This is a genomic window from Flavobacterium sp. P3_A6, assembly GCF_056403035.1.
In genome coordinates this window covers 137,588-153,340 of sequence record NZ_JBFUGG010000003.1, presented here as the reverse complement: position 1 = coordinate 153,340, position 15,753 = coordinate 137,588, and the positions used below count along the sequence as shown (strand labels likewise).

Here is a 15,753-nt window from a genome sequence, read left to right as displayed (position 1 = left end):
ATGGGTTTTAATAGTCTGCGAAAGATATTTCACTTTGCGGTTACCAAAAAGTCACTTATTTAAACAGCATGATTTGTATTGTGAACAACCATTTAAAACTCTTATGTCATTTGAATACGAAAAAGTGTTTTCTAAACCAGATCAATTTTGATTGTAAAACAAAACCACTAGCTTTACATTTCAGAAAACAAATTCGGCAATGAATGATTTAACTATATATTCAGGAAGCACATCTCAAAAAATAAAAATATATACGATATATTGGTTGGGATACATCTTCCTGTTCAGTTTAATTCAAGGTTTGCCAACAGCCGATTTTTGGAGAGCATTATCAAATGAATGTTATAGTGTACTTCCCAAAATCTTGTTTGTTTTACTAATTGTCGAAGTAGCCATGCCACTTCTATTCTTTAAGAAAAAAAGAGCACTCTTCATTTTTACATACCTTTTTTCAATCCTTTTCTTTGCTTTCATTCAGCGGTTAATTGACAACTACATTATTATTGCATACTATTTAACCGAATGGAAAAGTGAACCCTTGTTATCGGCACCAGTGTATTTGTACAATGTGATTAAATTACAGTTTGTTGTCACTATCCCACTGGCAGTAAAGCTCGTCTATTACCTTGCTGAAGAGAAAAACAGGGTTCAGTCTATTCTTTCAGAGAAATTACAAGCCGAATTATTTTCATTGCGAAATCAGTTCCACCCTCATTTTTTATTTAATGTACTCAATAGTTTGTACTCCAAAATCTTGAGTAAATCAAATGATTCTGCCGGCATCGTGCTTAAGATTTCAGATTTTCTCCGCTATTCTGTTTATGAGGTAAATACCAAATACATTCCCTTGGAAAAAGAAATTGAATATTTGAAAAACTACATTTCGTTACAGCAATTGAGATTTGACAACCGACTTGAACTTAGTTTCAGCACCAATGGAACTATGGAAAATCAGGTTATCGAGCCTTTCTTAATCCTTCCATTTATTGAAAACAGTTTTAAATATTGTTTAGATAACGCCAATTCCCAAGCATGGATTACCATCTCTATTACCGTCTCTGAAGAATGGCTGGTGATAAAAATTGAGAATAGTTTACCTCCTGACTTTTTGAAAAATAAAAACACAGAAAACCCATACAGCGGAGTCGGTATCAATAATGTGAAAAGGCGATTGGAATTGCTCTATCCAAATCGGCATATTTTAACCATCAAAAATGAAGTTGATTCCTTTTTTGTTTCTTTAAAAATAAAAATAAATGACACCCTCTAGAATCAATTGCATCATTATAGAAGACGAGCTTCCTGCATCAATATTGCTTGAAATGCATATTGCTAAATTTGATTTTTTGGATTTGACAGGAAAATTTATGAGTACAAACAATGCATTGAATGTTTTGAAGACCCAAAAAATTGATTTGGTGTTTTTGGATATTAATTTACCCGGAAAATCAGGAATAGAATTTGCAAAATCGTTACCTAAAGATCTCGGAATTATTTTTACAACTGCCAATCCGCAGCATGCAGTAGAAGGATTCGAGCTGGAAGCAATTGATTATTTATTGAAACCTATTTCATTGGAACGCTTTTCGAAAGCAATACATAAATACTGTAAAATTCAGAAAACCAATCAAGGATTTGAACAACTGACGCAAGCAGAAACTGAGCGCTCTTTTATTTTTGTCAAATGCGAACGAAAAACACTTAAATTGTATCTTGATGAAATTGACTATTTTGAATCCCAAGGCAATTACCTGCTCATCCATACCGAAAGCGATTGTTTCAAAACCCATCAATCCATTACAGAGATGATCGAAAAATTACCCGAAGGATTATTTTACAGAATTCACCGCTCCTTTTTGATTCCCCTGAAAAAAGTCACTCAATTCAATAGCCGTTCGGTGACTATCAAAAATAAAATTTTACCTATCGGACGGCTTTACAGTACATCCACAATTAATTCATTACAATCGTTTATAAAAAAATAAAGGATCCTCATTATCTTTCTTTATTCGTGAGACATAAAAAAACCATTCAGGTAATTTGAATGGTTTTTTAGTCTTATTTGGTAGATTCTCTTTCCTTCAATTTTGTTTTGATAACAACAGTTTCAAAAGGTTTGTGTTCTTCTTTAGACTCTAATCTATCAATTAATAATCTTACAGCTTCTTCTCCAATCTCAATTCCATGCTGACTAACTGTTGTTAAACTAGGTGATAATCTTCTAGAAGCAAGAATTCCATCGGCAAAACCAATAATTTTTAAATCCTTAGGAATTTTATACCCTTTTTTTACTCCAACTTTTAAAGCCGCAACCGAATCGTTTTCTTCCAATGCAAAAACACCGTCAACCAGATTATTAGAATACAATTCATCAATCTTCTCCGCTAAATCATGATCTGATTCTGATTCTGTTCGAATAATAATCTTTTCATTGATTTCTATATTATTTATTTTCAAGGCTTTTAAATATCCCTCAGCTCTTAATTTACCAACACTTAAATTATTTGAAGAAGAAATTAACGCAATATTTTTACAGCCTAAATCAATCAAGTGCTGTGTCGCATTTTGACCCGAATCAAAATCATCAACAATCACTTTATCACACTCTACCTCGTCTGTTGTTCTGTCAAACATAACAATCGGCGTACCATCATTTATTATAGAATTAAAATGGCTGTAATCATGCAGTTTTTGTGCTTCTTCTGAAATAGACAATACAAAACCGTCAATAGTTCCATTGCTCAGCATCTCCATAGTATGCGCCTCTTTTTCTAACGATTCATTAGAGATGCACATAATAACATTATAACCTCTCTCATCTGCTACCTTCTCAATACCGCTAAAGACCTTAGCAAAAAATGAGTTCAATATATTAGGTATAATAACTCCAATCGTTTTGGTTTTTCGATTTTTAAGATTCAGACCAATAACGTTAGGCTTATAGTTTTTTAATTTGGCATATTCTTTAATTCTGACTTTCGTTTGTTCGCTTATCTCGGGACTGTCATTTAATGCCTTAGAAACAGTAGAAACCGAAACATTAAGTTCTTTCGCAATTTGTTTTAATGTTGCTTTTGCTTTCATTGGAAAAGAGTGGTATTTAAACTAAATTAATAGTCTTAAAATGAAAATTATTCGTATTTAACAATACATACCTATTTTTTTACTAAAAAACATAAAAAAAAAGAGGTATTTATTCAATAAAACGGAAAAGTACAAAAAAAATGCAATATCAAAAAAAAAATTAATCAAAATTATTGCAAAAGAATAAAACACAAACTCACTCAAATTTTCAATTCTATAAATATATATTTGATTATCAGCATAAACTCCCTAAAAAAATAATCAAATAAGCTATTTGTATTTAAAATAATTAATTGTACTTTTGCAACCCCTTTATTGGGGATGGAATGTTTAATTAAAATATATTATTGTGAACGCATTAAGCTACAAGACAATTTCGACAACAAAAGCCAATTCTACAAAAGAATGGATTGTTGTAGATGCTGACGGTCATAACTTAGGTCGTCTTGCTTCAAAAGTCGCTATGATTTTAAGAGGTAAGTACAAGCCAAGTTATACGCCGCACGTGGACTGTGGAGATAACGTAATTGTTATCAACTCAGAAAAAATCAACCTTACAGGTAACAAGTTGGATGAAAAAACATACATCCGCCACACTGGTTACCCAGGAGGACAAAGAACTTTGACTGCTAAAGTACTGCAAGCAAAAAACCCTGCATTATTAGTAGAGAAAGCTGTAAAAGGAATGTTGCCTAAAAACAAATTAGGAGCTGAACTTTTTAGAAATTTAAATGTTGTTGTAGGGTCTGAGCACAAACAAGGAGCTCAAAAACCTAGAACTGTTAACCTAAACGATCTTAAGTAATGGGAGTTATTCACAAAATCGGTAGAAGAAAAACCGCTGTTGCACGTGTTTATGTTTCAGAAGGAACAGGAGTAATCACTGTTAACAAAAAAGCATTCGCAACTTATTTCCCAACTGCTACTTTACAGTACAAAGTTTTGCAACCATTGTCTATGACAGAAAATGCATCAAACTTTGACGTAAAAGTAAACGTTTACGGAGGTGGTTCAACTGGACAAGCAGAAGCTGTAAGAATGGCATTGGCACGCGTTATGTGTGAAGTAAATGCTGAAAACAGATCAATCTTGAAACCAGAAGGTTTATTAACAAGAGACCCAAGAATGGTTGAACGTAAGAAATTCGGTCAGAAGAAAGCTCGTAAGAGATTCCAATTCTCTAAACGTTAATATTGCCTGTCTTGTATTATTCGTACAAGACGCTCTAGAATGTATTAAAAAATTTAAAACAATGTTGTTGTTGTCCCATCGAGGTGGGAAATTAGTTTAGCATCTAAATGTATTTAGCCGATTTATCGCCATTCATACATTGCTAATCAACAGAACGTAAACTAGTACAAAAAATGTCAAACAAAGTAGAAGTAAAAGAATTACTAGAAGCAGGTGTTCATTTTGGACACATGACTAGAAAATGGGATCCAAACATGGCTCCTTACATTTATATGGAACGTAATGGTATTCACATTATCAATCTATATAAAACTGCAGCAAAAATCGAAGAAGCTAACGAAGCTTTGAAAAAAATCGCTGCATCAGGTAGAAAAATATTATTTGTTGCTACCAAAAAACAAGCAAAAGACATCGTTGCTGATAAAGCAAAAGCTGCAAACATGCCTTACATCACTGAAAGATGGCCTGGTGGAATGCTGACTAACTTCGTAACTATCCGTAAAGCTGTTAAAAAAATGGCTACTATCGATAAAATGAAGAAAGACGGTACTTTCATGACTCTTTCTAAAAAAGAGCGTTTGCAAGTTGATCGTCTTCGTGCTAAACTAGAGAAAAACTTAGGTTCAATCGCAGATATGTCTAGACTTCCTGCAGCATTGTTCGTAGTAGATATCAAAGCTGAACACATCGCAATAAAAGAAGCTCAAAAATTAAACATTCCAGTTTTCGCAATGGTTGATACTAATTCTGATCCACGTGAAGTAGATTATGTTATCCCTGCAAATGATGATGCTTCTAAATCAATTGATAAAATTTTATCTTTAGTAACTACTTCAATTATCGATGGTCTTGCAAACAGAACTTCCGATAAAGAAACTGAYGCTACTGAAGTTGTTGCTGAAGCTGAAGCTCCAGCAGTTGAAGCTCAAGAAGCTCCAGCAACTGAAGAATAAATCAAATTTTAAATTCCAAATTTTAAATTCCAAATTCCAAAATCAGATTTTAACCATCTGATAACGTTGGAATTTGGGATTTGAAGATTGGAATTTTTACTTTTAACATTAAAACACAAAATATATTATGGCAACAATTACTGCTGCAGACGTAAATAAATTAAGACAAATTACAGGTGCCGGAATGATGGACTGTAAAAAAGCTTTAGTTGAAGCTGAAGGAGATTTCGACAAAGCTATTGAAAACCTTAGAAAAAAAGGGCAAAAAGTTGCTGCTAACCGTTCTGATCGTGAGTCTTCTGAAGGAGCTGCTGTTTCTTTTATTAATGCAGACAAAACTAAAGGAGCAATTATAACTTTAAACTGCGAAACAGATTTCGTAGGTAAGAACGAAAGCTTTGTAACTTTAGCTAAAGAATTAGTTGAAAAAGCGATCAACTTCTCTTCTAAAGAGGAATTTTTAGCTTCCGATTTCAACGGAATTACTGTTGCTGAAAAACTAATCGAGCAAACAGGTGTTATTGGTKAAAAAATCGAAATAGGCGGTTTTGAAATCTTAGAAGGCGCTTTCATTGGATCTTATGTTCACGTTAACAAAATTGCTGCATTAACAGCTATTTCAGCATCAATTGACAACGCTGAAGTTTTAACTAAAGACATTTCTATGCAAGTTGCTTCTATGGGAGCTGACACATTATCTTACAAAGATTTTGATCCTGCTTTCATTGCTTCTGAACTTGATGCTCGTATTGCTATAATCGAAAAAGAAAATGAAGAAGCAAAACGTTTAGGAAAAACTTTAAAAAATGTTCCTAAATATATTTCTTTCGCTCAATTAACTGAAGAAGTTTTAAAACAAGCTGAAGAAGACGCTAAAGCTGAATTAAAGGCTGAAGGAAAACCAGAGCAAATTTGGGATAAAATTATTCCAGGAAAAGTGCAGCGTTTCATCTCTGACAATACTACTTTAGATCAAGAGAAAGCCTTATTAGATCAAAACTTCATCAAAGATGACAGTAAAAAAGTTAGCGATCATGTTAAAGGATATAACGTTGAAATTACAGGTTTCAAAAGAGTTACTTTAAGTTAAGAATAGTTAAGGGTTTTCATTTTTAGAACATCTTCAATTTAAATCATAAAATCCCATTTCTTAAATGAAATGGGATTTTTTATACCCAAATTCTTTACACAAACAAGAAATCAAAAAGCATTCACAATTAAGCTTTTCAAAAACAAATTAGCAAGACACATAAAAAAACAGCAGTAAACTTTCGCTTACTGCTGTTTTAACATCTATTTTCTATTGTTCTTTAAATTTAACTATTTTAAAGAAATTTATTTTCCGTCCCGTCATTAACTTCTACAGTTACCATTGCTGGATCGTTATTCAATTCTTCTTTTTCTACCATTTTAGACAACAAAAAGACCAATATAGTTCCTGCAACGCCAAGCCCTGTCATAAACAGCCAATTGGACTCATAATCAAAATTCTGAATGATTTCCATTCCTGTTTTAGCACTCAAGATATGAGCAAAACTATAACTCATTGTAAAAGCAGCCATATATTTCCCTTCTTGCCTGTGTGATCTGTCCATTGCGAATGAATTAGCAAACGGAAACGTCAGCATCACACCACAAGTCATAAAAAACATCATAGGAATCAAAATCGCTTCAAAAGGCAACAGCAGCAACAAGAAACTAGTCGCCATAAGCAACAGACCTAAAGAAATGACTTTATGATTATTAATCTTATTACGACTAACGTAATTCACAATAGGAAGCTCAAAAAGCAAAATAAGCAATCCATTCAAGCTTAAAAGCAATCCGCTGTCAAATTCGGTCATATTAAAACGCTCTTTGTGATACAAAGGCAGGGTAGTAAAAATTTGAAAGAAAAGAATCCCTGTAATCAAGCAAATAATCAAATGCAGCATAAATGGCCTGTCTTTCATTACCGAAACCTTAACTTTCGGTTTATCATGTTTATGCAGTTTAACAGGTATTTTTTTCTCTTGGACAAAAATCATAAAAACAATTATTGCCAATATGCAAGTCACACCATCAACATAAAAAATGTATTCATACCCTAACTGCATGATAATCAACCCTCCTAATACAGGACCAAAAAGAAATCCTAAATTGATCGCTGCACGGGTCAATGAATAAGCACGGGCTCTGTCTTCTTTAGCTGTAAATGTTTTAAGGCAAACTAACATCGCTGGCCTAAACATATCCGCTATACTCGTCAATACCAAAATGCCAACACAAAGCTCTTCAAAAGTAGCAGCATATTGCAGTAAAATAAATACTATACCACTGGCAAATAAACTAAATACCATGACCTTGTAAAAGCCAATTTTATCAGACAGCTTACCGCTTAACCAAGTTCCAATTATAGAACCTATTCCAAAGAAAACCATTACCCAACCAATTTGGCTGTAAGTGAATTGCAAATTTTCTTTCATGTATTTTGACAGAAAGGGAATAACCATAGTCCCTGCTCTGTTAATGAATGTAATTAAAGTTAAAATCCAAATCTCTTTCGGAAAACCTTTAAAATTGTCGAAGTATTTTTTTATCATAATTAATTTTTTTTGGGGCAAAAAATTTGTTCATCAAGGCAAAAATAGATTTTTTTTTGAATCAACCAACAAGTAAACAGTTAAAAAACAAAACATTTTCTAAACATTCCCAAAACAATTTAAAAACGATTAGAAAAATTTTACAAAAACTTTTTTTTTAAAAAAAAACACAAAACAGGCGGATTATTCAATTTTTAATATAGATTTGCATTTCTAAGAAACCCCAAAATAATTATAATATGAAAGAAAAAATCTACTATTTAATAGTTTGCCTTGTGCTTTCCTATTCAACACAAGCGCAACTCTACGGCGGTATAGAAATAGGAAGTAAAGGTATAAAAATGACCGTTCTTGATGTCGAAAGCATCAAAAGGAACACTTATGATGTAAAAGAGTTTTGGACTGAAAACGTTGGTATTGCAACTGGTATAGGAATAGACGGCACCTTATTGCAAGAAGACATTGAAAAAGCAGGAAATGTAGTTTACAACAACTACAAAAAAATGCTTAACGAATACAAAATCGAAGATAAAAACATCTTTGTTGTAGCATCTTCTGGAGTTGGTTTAGCAAACAACACAAATGATTTAGTCGTAAAAATCAAAACTCTTACCAATAAAAAAATCGAGATTATCTCATCTTCTCTTGAAGCGAAATTACTTTTAAGAGGATGTATTCCTCCTAAAAACTATTTAAGTTCAGTAATTATCGATATTGGAGGAGGAAACACTAAAGGCGGTTATGCAAAAGACATCAACGGCGCTTCTGTATTTTTTCCAATATCATGTGATTTAGGAACTGTTACTTTGACAGAAATCATTAATAAAAAATGTAAACAAAAAACAGTTTTCGAATTCAATGAAAATCTTTTTGACTACTTACCTACAATGAGAGAAAGTTTCAAAAAAATGTACACAAGCCGTGCTGAATCTCAAGACAAGAATAATGTTTACATATCTGGTGGAGCAGCTTGGGCATTTTACACTCTATTGACTGGAATAAAAGCTGAAGAAAATTTTACTCAGGTACAATATGATGACATTTTATCAATTAGAACTATTGCAGAAAACAACTATCAAAGATTTGTAACTAATTCTGAAAGCAATGTAGAAATGCAAAAAGTATTAAAAACATATCAGCAAAAATATTTGATTGCAGCATTTAATCTTTTGGAAACTTCATTAGAGGTTATTCCAAACATTCAAAACAAAAAGATTTTCTTTGCTAAACAAGGTCAGATTGCTTGGCTAGTAAGCTACGTTTTCGATAGTGCTAAAGGAGTTAAACAAATCTATTAACATTGTCATATTCAAGCATTCTTTTTATAAAATTTTAGAAAACAAACATGAGGCTGTCCTAAAAAGACAGCCTCATGTTATTTAAACTAAGGCTAAAACACATTTTTTAGCAAAGCACTCTATTAGATTCAAAAAATAGATTATTTTTGGATAATTGTTCCTGTATTCAAAAATTAAATCATGAAGAATTTCAAAACAGCATTTACTTTTCTATTACTTGTAACACTTTTTGGCTCTGGCAAAAATGGAAAAAATGAAGAAACTCCAATTCTAAAAAATAAGGAACAAAAAAAAGAACAGCAATCTGTTGCTAAAAGCAGCACCCAATCGAAAGATATTACATTTCAAACTTCTTCCCACAGCATAGAGGCAGTAAAAAATCTGTTTTAAGAAATCAAAATTACAAAAAGAGAGGACCCTGCAGTTGTTAACAATAGAGCCAAAACAAATACAGCCCCTGCAAAAACACTCCCCAAAAAAACAGCTTTAACATTCCAGAAGAAGCAATGAAATTAGTAAAGAGCGTTACAAAAACTGCTCCTGACGAACTGGATATTAAATGGAAATCAACCTGGCTCGTAGAAAAAATATCCGATGCTAAATTCAAAGACGGCAAACTAAAAGTACGGTTTGATAAAAACAAAATGTACGCATCAGGCGGTGCAATAGGCATTAAATACGAAAAGAAAATGTACACTAATTTAGTATTAACAGGAAGAGCGGCTTACATCCCAACTGTAAAAGGTTTCTATTGGCAAATTGGAAAATAATGGATAAGGAAATTCAAAGATGCAGCTGGTGTTTATCCAGTGATTTATACAAAAAATACCATGACGAAGAATGGGGCGTGCCTGTGTATGAGGACACCAAACTATTTGAATTCTTGTTACTGGAAACTTTTCAAGCAGGATTAAGCTGGATAACCATACTCAATAAAAGAGAAAATTTCAAAGTAGCTTTTGATGCATTTGACTATAAAAAAATAGCCGCTTATTCTGAAGAAAAAATCCAGGAATTATTACAGAATCCCGGCATCATCCGCAACCAGTTAAAAGTTCGCTCGGCAGTTTCCAATGCTGTAGCTTTTATGAAAATCCAAGAAGAATTTGGCAGTTTTTCCAACTATATCTGGGGCTTTGTAGATGGGAAACCAATTATAAACAACCGAAAAAACCTAAGCGAAGTTCAAGCCACCACTCCTCTTTCCGATGCTATCAGCAAAGATTTAAAAAAACGAGGCTTCAAATTTGTAGGCTCAACGGTAGTCTATGCACACATGCAGGCCACTGGAATGGTCGATGACCACGTAGCCGATTGCTGGAAAAGAAATTAACACACAATCAAGGTTTTAATTCACCAAAAAACAAGTTACATTTGTAACAACTTTAAACTTTTAAAGGTTTAAACTTCTAAACTTTTTTAATTACATTTGCTCCACACTTTAGGGGTGTCTGCAAAATTGCAGGCTGAGACTTTACCCTCGAACCTGATCTAGTTCATACTAGCGTAGGAAAAAGTAAGATGACTTCTTATCGCACATTTGTGTGCAATTGCAGCCATTCCTAAAGTATAATTACATACTAAACTCAAAAGGAATGGAGCTAAAAATTAACAATCAGACCAAACAATTTGCCACCGACAGTTTAACTGTTCAGGCACTTCTTGACTTAGAAATTCCCTTAAAACAAAACGGAATCGCCCTAGCCATCAACAATACCATTATTCCAAAATCCGATTGGAATTCCCATCTCATTAAAGAAACCGACGATATTTTAATCATATCAGCAACTCAAGGCGGGTAAAATTTTTAATTAAAAGATTGAAAGATTTAATGATTAAAATATTTATCAGATGCCATCTCTTCAATCTTTCAATTTTTTAATTCTTAATCTTTCAATAAAAAAATATGAACAACGAAGAAAAAATCTCAAGAACACCGTTTCCAAATTCCAAAAAAGTCTATATCGAAGGAGAAATTCACCCGATAAAAGTAGCCATGCGTGAAATTTCACTCGCAGACACCAAAATGTCAAATGGCAGAATTGAAAAAAATCCATCTGTAACTGTTTACGACACTTCTGGCCCTTTCACGGATCCAAATATCGAAATTGATATCCGCAAAGGATTACCCCGCATTCGCGAACAATGGATTCTGGACCGCAATGATGTAGAAGAATTAACCGAAATAACATCGGAATACGGAAAATCGCGTTTGAATGACGCAAAACTAAACGACTTGCGTTTTGAATATCTGCACAAACCAATGCGTGCTAAAAAAGGAGCCAATGTTTCTCAATTGTATTACGCAAAACAAGGCATCATCACTCCCGAAATGGAATACATTGCCATTCGTGAAAACCAACGCATCGAACAACAAAATGAGCAACCGGCAGCAATGCAATGCCAGCACACTGGACACAGTTTTGGAGCCAATACTCCAAAATCTAAAATCACAGCAGAATTTGTACGCAGCGAAGTAGCCAGAGGACGCGCTATTATTCCAAATAACATCAACCATCCTGAAAGCGAACCGATGATTGTGGGGCGTAACTTTTTGGTAAAAATCAATGCTAATATTGGAAACAGCGCTGTAACTTCAAGTATCGAAGAAGAAGTAGAAAAAGCAGTCTGGGCCTGCCGTTGGGGAGCTGACACCATTATGGATTTATCAACTGGTAAAAACATTCACGAAACCAGAGAATGGATTATCCGAAATTCTCCAGTACCAATCGGAACTGTGCCAATTTACCAGGCTTTGGAAAAAGTAAACGGAATCGCCGAAGACCTAACTTGGGAAGTATTTCGAGACACTTTAATCGAACAGGCGGAACAAGGTGTTTCCTATTTCACTATTCACGCTGGAGTTTTATTGCGTTACATTCATTTAACAGCCAACCGCGTTACCGGAATAGTTTCCCGTGGTGGTTCGATTATGGCAAAATGGTGTTTGTTTCACCACAAAGAAAATTTTCTTTACACCCATTTCGAAGAGATTTGCGAAATTATGAAACAATATGACGTTGCCTTTTCATTAGGCGATGGATTACGTCCAGGCTCTATTGCCGATGCCAATGATGCTGCACAATTTGCCGAATTGGAAACTCTGGGCGAACTAACGAAAATCGCTTGGAAACACGACGTTCAAGTATTCATTGAAGGTCCAGGCCACGTGCCAATGCATATGATTAAAGAAAATATGGACAAACAATTAGAACATTGTGATGAAGCTCCTTTTTATACTTTAGGACCATTAACTACTGATATTGCACCAGGTTACGACCACATCACTTCTGCCATTGGAGCCGCTATGATTGGTTGGTATGGATGTGCGATGCTGTGTTATGTTACTCCAAAAGAACACCTTGGGCTACCTAACAAAAAAGACGTAAAAGACGGTGTTATCACTTATAAAATTGCCGCACACGCAGCAGATTTAGCCAAAGGCCATCCAGGTTCGCAATACCGCGACAATGCCTTGAGTAAAGCCCGTTTCGAATTCCGTTGGGAAGATCAGTTCAATTTATCATTGGATCCAGATACAGCCCGTGAATTTCACGATGAAACCTTACCAGCCGATGGTGCAAAAGTGGCTCATTTCTGCTCTATGTGCGGACCAAAATTCTGTTCTATGAAAATTTCGCAGGAGATTCGAGATGTTGCCGAAGCAGAAAAAGGAATGAAAGAAAAATCAGAAGAGTTTATCGAGCAAGGAAAAGAAATTTATATCTAAAATGATTGAAAAATTAAAAGACTTAAAGATTGAAAAAACTTTTGTGCTTAGGTAATTTTTAAATCTTTCAATTCTTAATTTTTTTAATCTAAAAAAAATGATTGTAATCACAAATCCAATTCCCGCAGTTAATGAAATCGACACCATTCATTCTCTTTTTGAGAATGGATTGGAGTTGCTTCATATTCGGAAGCCTGATTTTTCGGAAGATGAAATGAAATCTTTTCTATCAGAAATAAAATTGGATTTCAGACAGCGATTGGTTTTACACAGCCATCATCAATTAGCGTCAGTAATTGGTATTAATCGTATTCATTTTACAGAAAAAACAAGAGCAGAAACATCTGAAAAAAAATTAAAATACTGGAAAAATAACGAATTTACACTCTCTGCCTCCATTCATCAAATGATGAATTTTGAAGAATTGCCAAATGTTTTTGATTACGCCTTTTTCGGACCCGTTTTCGAAAGCATTTCAAAACAAAATTACATTTCGAATCTAGACTATAAGAAAGAACTGGAACAAAGAAAAAATAACAAAACTGCATTGGTAGCACTCGGAGGAATTACTCCTGATAATATTAAAACCGCATTAGAATATGGTTTCGATGATGTGGCGCTTTTAGGCAGTATATGGAACAGCAATAACCCAATAGAGAATTTTAAACTATGTCAACAAATCGTCCTTTCGTATTAACAATTGCAGGCTTCGACCCATCGGCGGGTGCAGGAGTTTTGGCAGATGCAAAAACATTCGAACAGCATCGTGTGTATGGTTTTGCCATTAATACCGGCGATACCATTCAAACCGAAAACGAATTTTTTGAAATGCAATGGACTGACTTAGCTTTTATTTTAAAATCATTGGAAAAATTATTTGGAAATTACTCTATCAAAGCCGCAAAAATAGGGATTGTTCCAACATTAGATTATTTGGAACAGATTGTTTTTACTATAAAAAAACTTTCTCCAGAAACAAAAATTGTCTGGGATACAGTTCTGAAATCCACAACCGAATTTGATTTTTTAAGTATTGAAGACCAAACTGTTCTAATTGAAATACTAAAAAAAATTGATTTGATTACACCCAATTATAACGAGATTTTACAACTGTCTTCAAAAGGAGTTAATGCGAAAAGAACAGCAATCCAACTTTCAAAATATTGCCCTGTTTTACTGAAAGGCGGTCATAATCCAGACGAAATTGGCATTGATAATCTATATGCTCAGAATGAAACTTATAAACTTTTGCCAAAAACTAATAAATGCTATGAAAAGCATGGTTCCGGCTGTGTATTATCCGCTGCAGTTACGGCGAATCTTGCATTGGAACAAAACTTGAAAATGGCTTGTGAAAATGCAAAAATATATACCGAAAACTATTTACTGTCCAACCCAACTAAACTAGGATTCCATCATGTATAACAAACTACAGTACATCTCACAGGGAGAAAGCGTCGAAGAACAGCTATTCAATATTCATCAGTCCTTAGACAACGGCTGCGACTGGATACAAATGAGATTTAAGCATCATAAACAAAAAAAGATATTCGCTTTGGCAGAAGCAGTGAAATTTTTATGCGAAGAATACTTAGCTAATTTCATCATCAACGACGACGTTCATTTAGCCAAACAATTTAATGCCGATGGTGTTCATCTGGGACTCACAGATATGGGAGTTGCAGAAGCACGAGCCATTTTGGGCAAAACCAAAATCATTGGAGCCACAGCAAACACATTTGAAGATATTATTCTACAAGTGAATAATGGCTGTGATTATATTGGACTAGGTCCCTTTCAATTCACAAAGACCAAAAAAAATCTGAGTCCAATACTGGGAATTAAAGGATATCAATCTATTATAAACAAAATGGAGCAATCCAAAATTGAAATACCCGTTTATGCCATCGGAGGAATTACATTAGAAAATGTTGATGATCTCATACAAACTGGTATTCATGGTATTGCCGTTTCTGGAATTATCACCAAAAGCGAAAGAAAAAACATACTGATCACACAACTTAACGAAAAATTATATGGCAACGTCATTGTTTAAGATAGGAGACAAAACACTAGAATCAAGACTATTTTTAGGAACTGGAAAATTTGGCTCCAATATAGAAATGGAGAAAGCTATTTTGGCTTCCGAAAGTGAATTGGTAACTGTAGCACTAAAAAGAATCGATCTCGAAACCGATACTGATGCGATTTTAAATCACTTGAAGCATCCTAAAATCAATTTATTACCCAACACTTCTGGCGCACGAAACGCTAAAGAAGCCATTTTTGCGGCACAATTGGCTAGAGAAGCTTTAGAAACCAATTGGCTAAAACTAGAGATTCATCCTGACCCAAAATACTTAATGCCGGATCCAATTGAAACTCTGAAAGCAACAGAGGAATTGGCAAAACTAGGATTTATTGTTCTGCCATATATTCACGCCGATCCAGTTTTGTGCAAGCATTTGGAAAATGCAGGAACAGCTGCCGTAATGCCATTAGGTTCTCCCATAGGTAGTAACAAAGGGCTCAAAACTATTGATTTTCTGGAAATAATCATCGAGCAAAGTAACGTACCTGTGATTATTGACGCAGGCATTGGCGCACCATCTGATGCAGCCAAAGCAATGGAAATGGGTGCCGACGCAGTCTTGGTTAACACCGCCATTGCCGTAGCGGGTAATCCAAAATTAATGGCCGAAGCGTTTAAAGAAGCAGTAATCGCTGGCCGTAAAGCTTTTGAGGCAAAACTAGGACAGCAATATAAACATGCGGTTGCTTCTAGTCCATTGACGGCTTTTTTAAATGATTAAGTATCGTAAAATTAACCGCAAAGAACGCAACGATTTACGCAAAGAACTCAAAGCTTTGCGGACTTAACTTTATAAATAAAACATAAAACTTTGCGTGCCTTG

18 protein-coding genes and 1 riboswitch are annotated in these 15,753 nt (G+C 34.3%); of the genes, 16 read left to right on the top strand and 2 right to left on the bottom strand.

The genetic code is table 11. The features are described 5' to 3' along the window. The first annotated feature begins 199 nt into the window (after positions 1 to 199). On the top strand, positions 200 to 1,270 hold the full coding sequence (locus AC1DVP_RS04195) for a sensor histidine kinase (protein ID WP_477182293.1): 1,071 nt from the start codon (positions 200 to 202) through the stop codon (positions 1,268 to 1,270). Beyond that, the gene (locus AC1DVP_RS04190) at positions 1,257 to 1,985 is read left to right on the top strand and encodes a LytR/AlgR family response regulator transcription factor (protein WP_477182292.1); all 729 of its coding nucleotides are present in this window, start codon (positions 1,257 to 1,259) and stop codon (positions 1,983 to 1,985) included. The genes AC1DVP_RS04195 and AC1DVP_RS04190 overlap by 14 nt, the downstream gene beginning before the upstream one ends. 73 nt (positions 1,986 to 2,058) lie before the next feature. Here AC1DVP_RS04190 and AC1DVP_RS04185 read toward each other — a convergent pair whose 3' ends face one another. Next, positions 2,059 to 3,084 carry a LacI family DNA-binding transcriptional regulator gene (locus AC1DVP_RS04185; protein WP_100432186.1) on the bottom strand — a complete coding sequence of 342 codons (1,026 nt, stop codon included), beginning with the start codon at positions 3,082 to 3,084 and terminating at the stop codon, positions 2,059 to 2,061. 349 nt (positions 3,085 to 3,433) lie between these two features. On the opposite strand from AC1DVP_RS04185, the gene rplM reads away from it, so the two are divergent. From rplM to tsf, 4 genes are all read left to right on the top strand, one after another. Continuing rightward, positions 3,434 to 3,889, top strand: coding sequence for a 50S ribosomal protein L13 (gene rplM / locus AC1DVP_RS04180; protein ID WP_077371476.1), 456 nt, complete (start codon positions 3,434 to 3,436; stop codon positions 3,887 to 3,889). Continuing rightward, complete coding sequence (rpsI, locus tag AC1DVP_RS04175) at positions 3,889 to 4,275, top strand: 30S ribosomal protein S9 (RefSeq protein WP_477182291.1); 387 nt, start codon at positions 3,889 to 3,891, stop codon at positions 4,273 to 4,275. The genes rplM and rpsI overlap by 1 nt, the downstream gene beginning before the upstream one ends. 173 nt (positions 4,276 to 4,448) lie before the next feature. After that, on the top strand, positions 4,449 to 5,228 hold the full coding sequence (rpsB, locus tag AC1DVP_RS04170) for a 30S ribosomal protein S2 (protein ID WP_477182290.1): 780 nt from the start codon (positions 4,449 to 4,451) through the stop codon (positions 5,226 to 5,228). Between the two features lie 127 nt (positions 5,229 to 5,355). Continuing rightward, complete coding sequence (gene tsf, locus AC1DVP_RS04165) at positions 5,356 to 6,318, top strand: translation elongation factor Ts (protein ID WP_477182289.1); 963 nt, start codon at positions 5,356 to 5,358, stop codon at positions 6,316 to 6,318. A 235-nt stretch (positions 6,319 to 6,553) separates the two neighbouring features. Here the strand turns inward: tsf and AC1DVP_RS04160 are convergent, their stop codons facing one another. Next, positions 6,554 to 7,810: an MFS transporter gene (locus AC1DVP_RS04160; RefSeq protein WP_477182288.1), complete on the bottom strand. Its 1,257-nt coding sequence runs from the start codon at positions 7,808 to 7,810 to the stop codon at positions 6,554 to 6,556. 239 nt (positions 7,811 to 8,049) lie between these two features. Here AC1DVP_RS04160 and AC1DVP_RS04155 point away from each other — a divergent pair, with 239 nt between their 5' ends. The 10 genes from AC1DVP_RS04155 to AC1DVP_RS04110 all read left to right on the top strand — a co-directional run bounded on the left by AC1DVP_RS04155 (position 8,050) and on the right by AC1DVP_RS04110 (position 15,651). Continuing rightward, positions 8,050 to 9,108, top strand: coding sequence for a Ppx/GppA phosphatase family protein (locus AC1DVP_RS04155; RefSeq protein ID WP_477182287.1), 1,059 nt, complete (start codon positions 8,050 to 8,052; stop codon positions 9,106 to 9,108). A 180-nt stretch (positions 9,109 to 9,288) separates the two neighbouring features. Then, positions 9,289 to 9,498 carry a hypothetical protein gene (locus AC1DVP_RS04150; protein ID WP_477182286.1) on the top strand — a complete coding sequence of 70 codons (210 nt, stop codon included), beginning with the start codon at positions 9,289 to 9,291 and terminating at the stop codon, positions 9,496 to 9,498. 116 nt (positions 9,499 to 9,614) lie between these two features. Continuing rightward, positions 9,615 to 9,878 (top strand): hypothetical protein, encoded by a 264-nt coding sequence (locus tag AC1DVP_RS04145; protein ID WP_477182285.1) that lies wholly within the window; start codon positions 9,615 to 9,617, stop codon positions 9,876 to 9,878. After that, on the top strand, positions 9,878 to 10,441 hold the full coding sequence (locus AC1DVP_RS04140; RefSeq protein ID WP_477182284.1) for a DNA-3-methyladenine glycosylase I: 564 nt from the start codon (positions 9,878 to 9,880) through the stop codon (positions 10,439 to 10,441). The genes AC1DVP_RS04145 and AC1DVP_RS04140 overlap by 1 nt, the downstream gene beginning before the upstream one ends. Positions 10,442 to 10,541: 100 nt before the next feature. Then, a riboswitch (TPP riboswitch) is annotated at positions 10,542 to 10,638 on the top strand. Positions 10,639 to 10,703: 65 nt separating this feature from the next. Then, complete coding sequence (gene thiS, locus AC1DVP_RS04135; protein ID WP_477182283.1) at positions 10,704 to 10,910, top strand: sulfur carrier protein ThiS; 207 nt, start codon at positions 10,704 to 10,706, stop codon at positions 10,908 to 10,910. A gap of 104 nt (positions 10,911 to 11,014) precedes the next feature. Further along, positions 11,015 to 12,838, top strand: a complete 1,824-nt coding sequence (thiC, locus tag AC1DVP_RS04130) for a phosphomethylpyrimidine synthase ThiC (RefSeq protein WP_477182282.1) — start codon at positions 11,015 to 11,017, stop codon at positions 12,836 to 12,838. A 97-nt stretch (positions 12,839 to 12,935) separates the two neighbouring features. Continuing rightward, positions 12,936 to 13,535: a thiamine phosphate synthase gene (locus AC1DVP_RS04125; RefSeq protein ID WP_477182281.1), complete on the top strand. Its 600-nt coding sequence runs from the start codon at positions 12,936 to 12,938 to the stop codon at positions 13,533 to 13,535. Beyond that, on the top strand, positions 13,508 to 14,263 hold the full coding sequence (locus AC1DVP_RS04120; RefSeq protein WP_477182280.1) for a hydroxymethylpyrimidine/phosphomethylpyrimidine kinase: 756 nt from the start codon (positions 13,508 to 13,510) through the stop codon (positions 14,261 to 14,263). The genes AC1DVP_RS04125 and AC1DVP_RS04120 overlap by 28 nt, the downstream gene beginning before the upstream one ends. Next, entirely contained in the window at positions 14,256 to 14,894 is a 639-nt protein-coding gene (locus AC1DVP_RS04115) for a thiamine phosphate synthase (RefSeq protein WP_477182279.1), read from the top strand. The genes AC1DVP_RS04120 and AC1DVP_RS04115 overlap by 8 nt, the downstream gene beginning before the upstream one ends. Beyond that, positions 14,875 to 15,651 (top strand): HisA/HisF-related TIM barrel protein, encoded by a 777-nt coding sequence (locus AC1DVP_RS04110; protein ID WP_477182278.1) that lies wholly within the window; start codon positions 14,875 to 14,877, stop codon positions 15,649 to 15,651. Before AC1DVP_RS04115 ends, AC1DVP_RS04110 begins: the two co-directional genes overlap by 20 nt. Positions 15,652 to 15,753: the final 102 nt, after the last annotated feature.

Bases quoted from the DNA above. Each gene is read 5' to 3' on its own strand.
- AC1DVP_RS04195 (WP_477182293.1), top strand. From the start codon at position 200: ATGAATGATTTAACTATATATTCAGGAAGCACATCTCAAAAAATAAAA.
- AC1DVP_RS04190 (WP_477182292.1), top strand. From the start codon at position 1,257: ATGACACCCTCTAGAATCAATTGCATCATTATAGAAGACGAGCTTCCT.
- AC1DVP_RS04185 (WP_100432186.1), bottom strand. From the start codon at position 3,084: ATGAAAGCAAAAGCAACATTAAAACAAATTGCGAAAGAACTTAATGTT.
- rpsI (WP_477182291.1), top strand. From the start codon at position 3,889: ATGGGAGTTATTCACAAAATCGGTAGAAGAAAAACCGCTGTTGCACGT.
- AC1DVP_RS04160 (WP_477182288.1), bottom strand. From the start codon at position 7,810: ATGATAAAAAAATACTTCGACAATTTTAAAGGTTTTCCGAAAGAGATT.
- AC1DVP_RS04155 (WP_477182287.1), top strand. From the start codon at position 8,050: ATGAAAGAAAAAATCTACTATTTAATAGTTTGCCTTGTGCTTTCCTAT.
- AC1DVP_RS04150 (WP_477182286.1), top strand. From the start codon at position 9,289: ATGAAGAATTTCAAAACAGCATTTACTTTTCTATTACTTGTAACACTT.
- AC1DVP_RS04145 (WP_477182285.1), top strand. From the start codon at position 9,615: ATGAAATTAGTAAAGAGCGTTACAAAAACTGCTCCTGACGAACTGGAT.
- AC1DVP_RS04140 (WP_477182284.1), top strand. From the start codon at position 9,878: ATGGATAAGGAAATTCAAAGATGCAGCTGGTGTTTATCCAGTGATTTA.
- thiS (WP_477182283.1), top strand. From the start codon at position 10,704: ATGGAGCTAAAAATTAACAATCAGACCAAACAATTTGCCACCGACAGT.
- thiC (WP_477182282.1), top strand. From the start codon at position 11,015: ATGAACAACGAAGAAAAAATCTCAAGAACACCGTTTCCAAATTCCAAA.
- AC1DVP_RS04125 (WP_477182281.1), top strand. From the start codon at position 12,936: ATGATTGTAATCACAAATCCAATTCCCGCAGTTAATGAAATCGACACC.
- AC1DVP_RS04120 (WP_477182280.1), top strand. From the start codon at position 13,508: ATGTCAACAAATCGTCCTTTCGTATTAACAATTGCAGGCTTCGACCCA.
- AC1DVP_RS04115 (WP_477182279.1), top strand. From the start codon at position 14,256: ATGTATAACAAACTACAGTACATCTCACAGGGAGAAAGCGTCGAAGAA.
- AC1DVP_RS04110 (WP_477182278.1), top strand. From the start codon at position 14,875: ATGGCAACGTCATTGTTTAAGATAGGAGACAAAACACTAGAATCAAGA.